Raw genomic sequence first — 7,516 nt, forward strand, 5'->3', positions numbered from 1 at the left:
TGGTCAAGGCCGCCAAGGGCCTGCTGCGCAAGAAGGACGCCGCGGCCGAAGAAGCCGCCGCGCCTGCGGCGTCCAGCAGGCTCTCGACGCCCCACTCCTCGGGCGAGCAGGCGCTGCAGCTGATCCAGTCGCTCGAAGGCCGCATACGCCAGCTCGAACAGGGCCAGCAGCAGTCGGCCGAGCTGATCCAGCAACTCGCGGAGCAGAACGCCCAGGTGATACGCACCGTCGACCTGCTGCGCACCGGCGCCCAGCGCCTGGCCTGGGCCTGCGGCGTGCTGGGGGTGACCGTGGTCGGACTGGCGATCGCGCTGTGGCGCATGGGTTGAGCAGCGCGCCCGCCCCAAAAACAGAAAACGGCCTCAGGGCCGTTTTTTTATTGCGCAGTCCATGAACTGGCGCGCCCCAACTCGGGAAGCACGTCAGAAATCATCTGCGCCCATTGCCAGATTTTCAAAGCGCGTCTGGTTCTTCTGGAAGAACAGCTTCACGGTACCCGTGGGTCCGTTACGCTGCTTGCCGATGATGACTTCGGCGATATTGGGCTCCTTGGAGTCCTTGTTGTAGTAGTCGTCGCGGTAGATGAACATGATGATGTCGGCATCCTGCTCGATGGCGCCCGATTCACGCAGATCGGACATCATCGGGCGCTTGTCGGTGCGCTGCTCGACCGAGCGGTTGAGCTGAGACAGCGCGATCACCGGGCATTGCAGCTCCTTGGCCAGCATCTTCAGACCGCGCGAAATTTCGCCCAGTTCGGTCGCGCGGTTGTCGGAGCTCGCCGCCGAACCCGAGCCGCTCATCAGCTGCAGGTAATCGACCACGATCAGGCCCAGCTTGCCGCATTGGCGCGCCAGACGGCGCGAGTTGGCGCGCAGCTCGCCCGGCGTCAGGCCCGGGCTTTCATCGATGTGCAGCGACACCGTGCGCAGCCGCTCGATGGCTTCGGTCAGGCGCGGCCACTCGTCGTCATTGAGCTTGCCGGTGCGCAGATTGCCCTGGTTCACGCGGCCGATCGAGCCGACGATACGCACCGCCAGCTGGGCCGCGCCCATTTCCATCGAGAAGATGGCGACCGGCAGGCCTTCGTTGAGCGCCACATGCTCGGCGATGTTGACCGCCAGCGCGGTCTTGCCCATCGAAGGACGCGCGGCCAGCACCACCAGGTCGCCGGCCTGCATGCCCGAAGTCATGCGGTCCAGGTCGGCAAAGCCCGTGGGCACGCCGGTCACGTCCATGGGGTTGTCGGCCATTTCCTGGACGCGGTCCAGCAGGTCGACGACCAGCGTATCCAGCGACTGGAAACCCTGCTTGTTGCGCGCCCCCTCTTCGCCAATCGCAAAGATCTTCTGCTCGGCTTCGTCCAGCACCCGCTCCACGGTCTTGCCCTGCGGATTGAAGGCATTGGTTGCGATATCGTCGCTGGCCGTGATCAGCTTGCGCAGGATGGCGCGGTCGCGCACGATTTCCGCATAGCGGCGGATATTGGTGGCGCTGGGCACGTACTGGGCCAGCTGGTTCAGATACATCAGGCCGCCGATTTCCTCGGCCTTGCCCATGGTCTGCAGGTTCTCGTAGACCGTGATCACGTCGGCGGGCTTGCTCGCATTGATCAGCTTGCCTATGGCCTCATAGATCAGCTTGTGCTCGTGGCGATAGAAATCGCCGTCCGACAGCAGGTCGCCCACGCGGTCCCAGGCATTGTTGTCCAGCAGCAGGCCGCCCAGCACGCTCGATTCGGACTCCATGGAATGCGGCGGCACGCGCAGTTGCGCGACCTGGCGATCCGGCGGAGAAAAAGCATCATCGAGCTCGAGGGGAGGCATAACAGAGGACATGAATTTCCTTGGGGGCAAGCCCTCCATCCTAGCCGCAGCGGGCGCCGGCGTCATCCTTGACGCGCGTTGCACGCACGTCAGACGCGGCTATGGCTTGCAGCCGCAACCAAAGGGGAGGGACAAAAACACAAAAGCCGCCCTAAGGCGGCTTTCGTTCAGGGCCGAGGCGCTGATTAGGCGGCTTCGCCGTAGACCGAAACGGTCACGTCGACGACCACGTCGGTGTGCAGGGACACGCTGACGGTGGTATCGCCAATGGTCTTGATGGGACCGTTGGGCAGGCGCACTTGCGACTTCACGACCTTGTAGCCTTGCTTGTTCAGCTCAGCCGAGATGTCGTGGTTGGTCACCGAGCCGAACAGACGGCCGTCAACGCCAGCCTTTTGCGACAGCTTGACATTGCTGCCGGCGAGCTTTTCGCCTTCAGCTTGTGCAGCAGCCAGCTTTTCAGCAGCAGCCTTTTCCAGTTCAACGCGCTTGGCTTCGAACTCGGCCTTGTTGGCTTCGGTCGCGCGGCGTGCGGAGCCGGAAGGGATCAGGAAGTTACGGGCGTAGCCGTCTTTGACCTTGACGATATCGCCGAGGTTACCCAGGTTCACAACCTTTTCGAGCAGAATGATTTGCATGGTTCGTGCTCCTTAGATCTTGTGCTGGTCGCTGTAAGGCACCAGGGCCAGGAAGCGCGCGCGCTTGATGGCGGTGTTCAGCTGACGCTGATAAATGGCGCGGGTGCCGGTCAGACGTGCGGGCACGATCTTGCCGTTTTCGCCGATGAAATCGCGCAGCGTGTCGACATCCTTGTAGTCGATTTCTTCAACGCCAGCCACGGTGAAGCGGCAGAAGCGCTTGCGCTTGAACAGCAGCGACTGGGTGTTGCGCTTGGGGCGCTTGTCTTTGTTGAATTTCTTGAACGTGGCCATTGCTGGACCTCTTGAAAATTAATTTTGTTGAATATCCTGGATGTGCATCACCACTGTCTTGCTGTTGCGCGGGGTAGCGAGGAAGCCTTGAAACTTCCAGCTGCTGCCCGGGGCCTGACGAGCCAGACGCTCTGCCAGTGCACCGAAGGCCACCGCTTTGACAGCTGCCGTGACTTTCCGCTGGGTACCTGCCTCTTGCTGCTGCGACTCGTGTTCGATTCGCAGATCCAGCGCTGGCAGTCCGGCGGGCGTGTAGCGCAGGGGTTCGACCTCGGCGATACAGGCAGTCAGGACAACGTGGTTTTCCACTCCGTGGGCGTGATGAGACGCTGAGCTTTAGGCCTGTTCGGCCTGGTTAGCCTTGCGGGCTTCTTCGCGCTCGACAGTCTTCATCATCGAAGAAGGTGCAGTGTCAGCCTTCTTCTTTTGCACGGTCAGGTGACGCAGCACGGCGTCGTTGAACTTGAACGCGTGTTCCAGTTCAGCCATCACGGCTTGATCAGCTTCGATGTTCAGGCACAGGTAGTGGGCCTTAGCGAGCTTGTTGATCATGTAAGCCAGCTGACGACGGCCCCAATCTTCTTCGCGGTGCACCTTACCGCCGCCGGCGGTAATCATGCCCTTGTAGCGCTCCAGCATGGCTGGAACTTGTTCGCTTTGATCCGGGTGGATCAACAAAATGATTTCGTAATGACGCATGTAAACTCCCTTTTGGGTTGGGCCCCCCGCTGCGTCTGTAGCGGTGTGGCAAGGCAAAGCAGGCAATTATAGCGTCGCTTGGTTACGCTTGTACACTCCCGCCTTGAGATGTCCTTGCCAGATGGCGGTTTACCACTCCACGGATGCGCTGCTGCAGCCGGTCTTGAAATCCGCCGGAAGGCGCCCCATCTGCGCAGCAGTTGTTTAATTCCTCTTATTCTTGAAGCCTTAATCCATGTCTGAACAGAATCCTACAGCCCACCCTGCCCCGGCAGATGCCTCGCCTGAAGAAGTGGAAGCCGCAATGGCTGCCCACAGCGCGGACGAAATCGCCCGCCTGCAGGCCGAGCTCGCGGAGATCAAGACCAAGAGCGCCGAACTGGCCGACCAGTTCCTGCGCGCCAAGGCCGAAGCGGAAAATGCACGCCGCCGCGCCGAGGACGAAGTGTCCAAGGCGCGCAAGTTCGGCATTGAAAGCTTTGCCGAGAGCCTGTTGCCCGTCTGCGACAGCCTCGACGCCGCGCTGGCCATCCAGTCGGCCACGTCCGAGCAGTTGCGCGAAGGCGCCGACGCCACGCGCCGCCAGCTGATTTCGGCGCTGGAGCGCAACAAGGTCCAGCCCATCGATCCCGCGGCCGGCGACAAGTTCGATCCCCACCTGCACCAGGCGATCAGCGTCGTGCCCGCCGATCAGGCCGCCAACACCGTGGTCGCCGTGCTGCAAAAGGGTTATTCGATTGCCGACCGCATCCTGCGCCCCGCACTCGTGACCGTCACGGCCCCCAACTAGCTGAAAAATTTCGGCCGGGCGGCTTGAAGCAGGCCCGCGCGCCACAAGCTATCAGCCATTCATATATTTAATATTTCGGAGAAGAACATGGGAAAAATCATCGGTATCGATCTGGGCACCACCAACAGCTGCGTGGCTGTGATGGAAGGCAACACCATCCGCGTGATCGAGAACAGCGAAGGTGCGCGCACCACGCCGTCGATCATTGCCTATCAGGAAGACGGCGAGATTCTCGTCGGCGCATCGGCCAAGCGCCAGGCCGTGACCAACCCACGCAACACGATCTACGCTTCCAAGCGCCTGATCGGCCGCAAGTTTGCCGAGAAGGAAGTGCAAAAGGACATCGATCTGATGCCCTACACGATCACCAAGGCTGACAACGGCGACGCCTGGATCGAAGTGCGCGGCCAGAAGATGGCACCTCCACAGATCAGCGCCGAAGTGCTGCGCAAGATGAAGAAGACCGCCGAGGACTTCCTGGGCGAGCCCGTGACCGAAGCCGTGATCACGGTGCCGGCCTACTTCAACGACGCCCAGCGCCAGGCCACCAAGGATGCAGGCCGCATCGCCGGTCTCGACGTCAAGCGCATCATCAACGAACCTACCGCTGCAGCCCTGGCCTTCGGCCTCGACAAGCAGGACAAGGCCGATCGCAAGATCGCCGTGTATGACCTGGGCGGCGGCACGTTCGACGTCTCGATCATCGAAATCGCCGACGTGGACGGCGAAAAGCAGTTCGAAGTGCTGTCGACCAACGGCGACACCTTCCTGGGCGGCGAAGACTTCGACCAGCGCATCATCGACTACATCATCAGCGAGTTCAAGAAGGAACAAGGCGTTGATCTGTCGAAGGACGTGCTCGCGCTGCAACGCCTGAAGGAAGCTGCCGAAAAGGCCAAGATCGAACTGTCGAACTCGGCCCAGACCGACATCAACCTGCCTTACGTCACCGCCGACGCTTCGGGTCCCAAGCACCTGAACATCAAGCTGACGCGCGCCAAGCTCGAAAGCCTGGTCGACGAACTGATCGAGCGCACGATTGCGCCTTGCCGCATGGCCATCAAGGACGCCGGCATCTCGGTGTCCGACATCCATGACGTGATCCTGGTCGGCGGCATGACCCGCATGCCCAAGGTGCAGGAAAAGGTCAAGGAATTCTTCGGCAAGGAACCCCGCAAGGACGTGAACCCCGATGAAGCCGTGGCCGTCGGCGCTGCCGTGCAGGGCCAGGTGCTGTCGGGCGACCGCAAGGACGTGCTGCTGCTGGACGTGACTCCGCTGTCGCTGGGCATCGAGACCCTGGGCGGCGTGATGACCAAGATGATCACCAAGAACACGACCATCCCGACCAAGTTCGCGCAGACGTTCTCCACGGCTGACGACAACCAGCCCGCGGTGACGATCAAGGTGTTCCAGGGCGAGCGCGAAATCGCTTCGGGCAACAAGATGCTCGGCGAGTTCAACCTCGAAGGCATCCCGCCAGCCAGCCGCGGCGTGCCGCAGATCGAAGTGACCTTCGACATCGACGCCAACGGTATCCTGAACGTGTCCGCCAAGGACAAGGCGTCGGGCAAGGAAAACAAGATCACCATCAAGGCGAACTCGGGTCTGTCGGAAGAAGAGATCCAGCAAATGGTCAAGGACGCGGAACTCAACGCGGCCGATGACAAGAAGAAGCTGGAACTCGTGCAGTCCAAGAACCAGGGCGAAGCCGCGGTGCACAGTGTGACCAAGAGCCTGGCCGAGCACGGCGACAAGCTCGATGCCGCCGAAAAGGCGTCGATCGAGGCGGCCGTCAAGGAAGTCGAGGAAGCGCTCAAGGCCGAGGACAAGGACGCGATCGATGCCAAGACCACGGCCCTGATGACCGTGAGCCAGAAGCTCGGAGAGAAGATGTACGCCGACGCGCAGGCCGCGGGCGGTGCCGAGGCAGCGGCTGCGGCCGGTGCGGCCGGCGCAGCAGGCGCGGCCCAGGGTGCTTCGGCACCCCATGACGACAACGTCGTCGACGCTGAAGTCAAGGAAGTCAAGAAGGACTGACGCGCCAGGTCTTCAGTGACTGACCGCCGCCGCGTCGTCCCGTTTTCGGGGCGGCGCGGCGTTCCTGTTCCAACCGGCTCCACGAAACAACATGTCCAAACGCGACTATTACGAAGTCCTCGGCGTTGCCAAGAACGCCTCGGACGAGGAAATCAAGAAGGCTTATCGCAAGCTTGCGATGAAGCATCACCCCGACCGCAACCAGGGCGACACGGCCGTCAAGGCCGAAGAGAATTTCAAGGAGGCCAAGGAGGCCTACGAGATGCTCTCGGACGCCCAGAAGCGCGCGGCCTATGACCAGTACGGCCACGCCGGCGTGGACCCGAACCGCGGCATGGGCGGCGGCGAAGGCTATGGCGGCTTCGCCGAAGCTTTCGGCGACATCTTCGGCGATATGTTCAGCCAGGGCCAGGGACGCGGCGGGCGCGGCGGCGGACGCCAGGTCTACCGCGGCAACGACCTCAGCTACGCGATGGAGATCACGCTCGAGGAAGCGGCCAAGGGCAAGGACGCGCAGATCCGTATCCCTTCGTGGGACAGCTGCGACACCTGCCACGGCTCGGGCGCCAAGCCCGGCACCAGCGCCAAGACCTGCACCACCTGTGCGGGCCAGGGTTCGGTGCAGATGCGCCAGGGCTTCTTCAGCGTGCAGCAGACCTGCCCCCACTGCCGCGGCACGGGCAAGATCATTCCCGAGCCCTGCACCACCTGCAACGGCCAGGGCAAGGTCAAGCACCAGAAGACGCTCGAAGTCAAGATTCCCGCGGGCATTGACGATGGCATGCGCATCCGTTCCACGGGCAACGGCGAGCCAGGCACCAATGGCGGCCCTCCGGGCGACCTCTACATCGAGATCCGCATCCGCAAGCACGACATTTTCGAGCGCGAAGGTGACGACCTGCATTGCCAGGTGCCGGTGAGCTTCATCACGGCCGCCCTGGGCGGCGAGATCGAAGTGCCCACGCTGGCCGGCAAGGCCGCGATCGACATTCCCGAAGGCACCCAGGCCGGCAAGCAGTTCCGCCTGCGCGGCAAGGGCATCAAGGGCATTCGCGCGAGCTACCCTGGCGATCTGTACTGCCACATCGTGGTCGAGACCCCGGTCAAGCTCACCGAGTACCAGCGCAAGCTGCTGCGCGAGCTCGAGGAATCGCTGCAAAAGGGTGGCGGCCGGCATTCGCCCAGCGGCGAAAGCTGGACCGACAAGCTCAAGAAGTTCTTCAGCTGAA

Annotated in this window: 9 protein-coding genes; 4 read left to right on the forward strand and 5 right to left on the reverse strand. The window is 62.3% G+C overall.

The features are described 5' to 3' along the window. Positions 1-329: hypothetical protein (locus RR928_RS23370; protein WP_332684449.1), on the forward strand; the 329-nt coding region annotated here is incomplete at its 5' end. 93 nt (positions 330-422) lie between these two features. On the opposite strand, the gene dnaB is transcribed toward RR928_RS23370, so the two are convergent. The 5 genes from dnaB to rpsF all read right to left on the reverse strand — a co-directional run bounded on the left by dnaB (position 423) and on the right by rpsF (position 3,457). Beyond that, positions 423-1,838, reverse strand: coding sequence for a replicative DNA helicase (gene dnaB / locus RR928_RS23375; protein WP_332684451.1), 1,416 nt, complete (start codon positions 1,836-1,838; stop codon positions 423-425). 173 nt (positions 1,839-2,011) lie between these two features. Next, positions 2,012-2,464, reverse strand: a complete 453-nt coding sequence (gene rplI, locus RR928_RS23380; RefSeq protein ID WP_332537279.1) for a 50S ribosomal protein L9 — start codon at positions 2,462-2,464, stop codon at positions 2,012-2,014. Positions 2,465-2,476: 12 nt separating this feature from the next. Continuing rightward, positions 2,477-2,758, reverse strand: coding sequence for a 30S ribosomal protein S18 (rpsR, locus tag RR928_RS23385; RefSeq protein ID WP_012207026.1), 282 nt, complete (start codon positions 2,756-2,758; stop codon positions 2,477-2,479). An 18-nt stretch (positions 2,759-2,776) separates the two neighbouring features. Further along, on the reverse strand, positions 2,777-3,067 hold the full coding sequence (priB, locus tag RR928_RS23390) for a primosomal replication protein N (protein ID WP_332537278.1): 291 nt from the start codon (positions 3,065-3,067) through the stop codon (positions 2,777-2,779). A 27-nt stretch (positions 3,068-3,094) separates the two neighbouring features. Next, positions 3,095-3,457, reverse strand: coding sequence for a 30S ribosomal protein S6 (gene rpsF / locus RR928_RS23395; protein WP_159914409.1), 363 nt, complete (start codon positions 3,455-3,457; stop codon positions 3,095-3,097). A 235-nt stretch (positions 3,458-3,692) separates the two neighbouring features. On the opposite strand from rpsF, the gene grpE reads away from it, so the two are divergent. The 3 genes from grpE (at position 3,693) to dnaJ (ending at position 7,515) form a co-directional block, all read left to right on the forward strand. Then, on the forward strand, positions 3,693-4,247 hold the full coding sequence (gene grpE / locus RR928_RS23400; protein WP_332549790.1) for a nucleotide exchange factor GrpE: 555 nt from the start codon (positions 3,693-3,695) through the stop codon (positions 4,245-4,247). 87 nt (positions 4,248-4,334) lie between these two features. Continuing rightward, complete coding sequence (gene dnaK / locus RR928_RS23405; protein ID WP_332537276.1) at positions 4,335-6,287, forward strand: molecular chaperone DnaK; 1,953 nt, start codon at positions 4,335-4,337, stop codon at positions 6,285-6,287. A gap of 91 nt (positions 6,288-6,378) precedes the next feature. Continuing rightward, positions 6,379-7,515, forward strand: a complete 1,137-nt coding sequence (dnaJ, locus tag RR928_RS23410) for a molecular chaperone DnaJ (RefSeq protein ID WP_332537274.1) — start codon at positions 6,379-6,381, stop codon at positions 7,513-7,515. Position 7,516: the final 1 nt, after the last annotated feature.

It is taken from the genome of Comamonas sp., assembly GCF_036666375.1.
GTDB lineage: Bacteria > Pseudomonadota > Gammaproteobacteria > Burkholderiales > Burkholderiaceae_C > Comamonas.

Coding starts and splice junctions, on each gene's coding strand:
- dnaB (WP_332684451.1), bottom strand. CDS start 1,838: ATGTCCTCTGTTATGCCTCCCCTCGAGCTCGATGATGCTTTTTCTCCG.
- rplI (WP_332537279.1), bottom strand. CDS start 2,464: ATGCAAATCATTCTGCTCGAAAAGGTTGTGAACCTGGGTAACCTCGGC.
- rpsR (WP_012207026.1), bottom strand. CDS start 2,758: ATGGCCACGTTCAAGAAATTCAACAAAGACAAGCGCCCCAAGCGCAAC.
- rpsF (WP_159914409.1), bottom strand. CDS start 3,457: ATGCGTCATTACGAAATCATTTTGTTGATCCACCCGGATCAAAGCGAA.
- grpE (WP_332549790.1), top strand. CDS start 3,693: ATGTCTGAACAGAATCCTACAGCCCACCCTGCCCCGGCAGATGCCTCG.
- dnaK (WP_332537276.1), top strand. CDS start 4,335: ATGGGAAAAATCATCGGTATCGATCTGGGCACCACCAACAGCTGCGTG.
- dnaJ (WP_332537274.1), top strand. CDS start 6,379: ATGTCCAAACGCGACTATTACGAAGTCCTCGGCGTTGCCAAGAACGCC.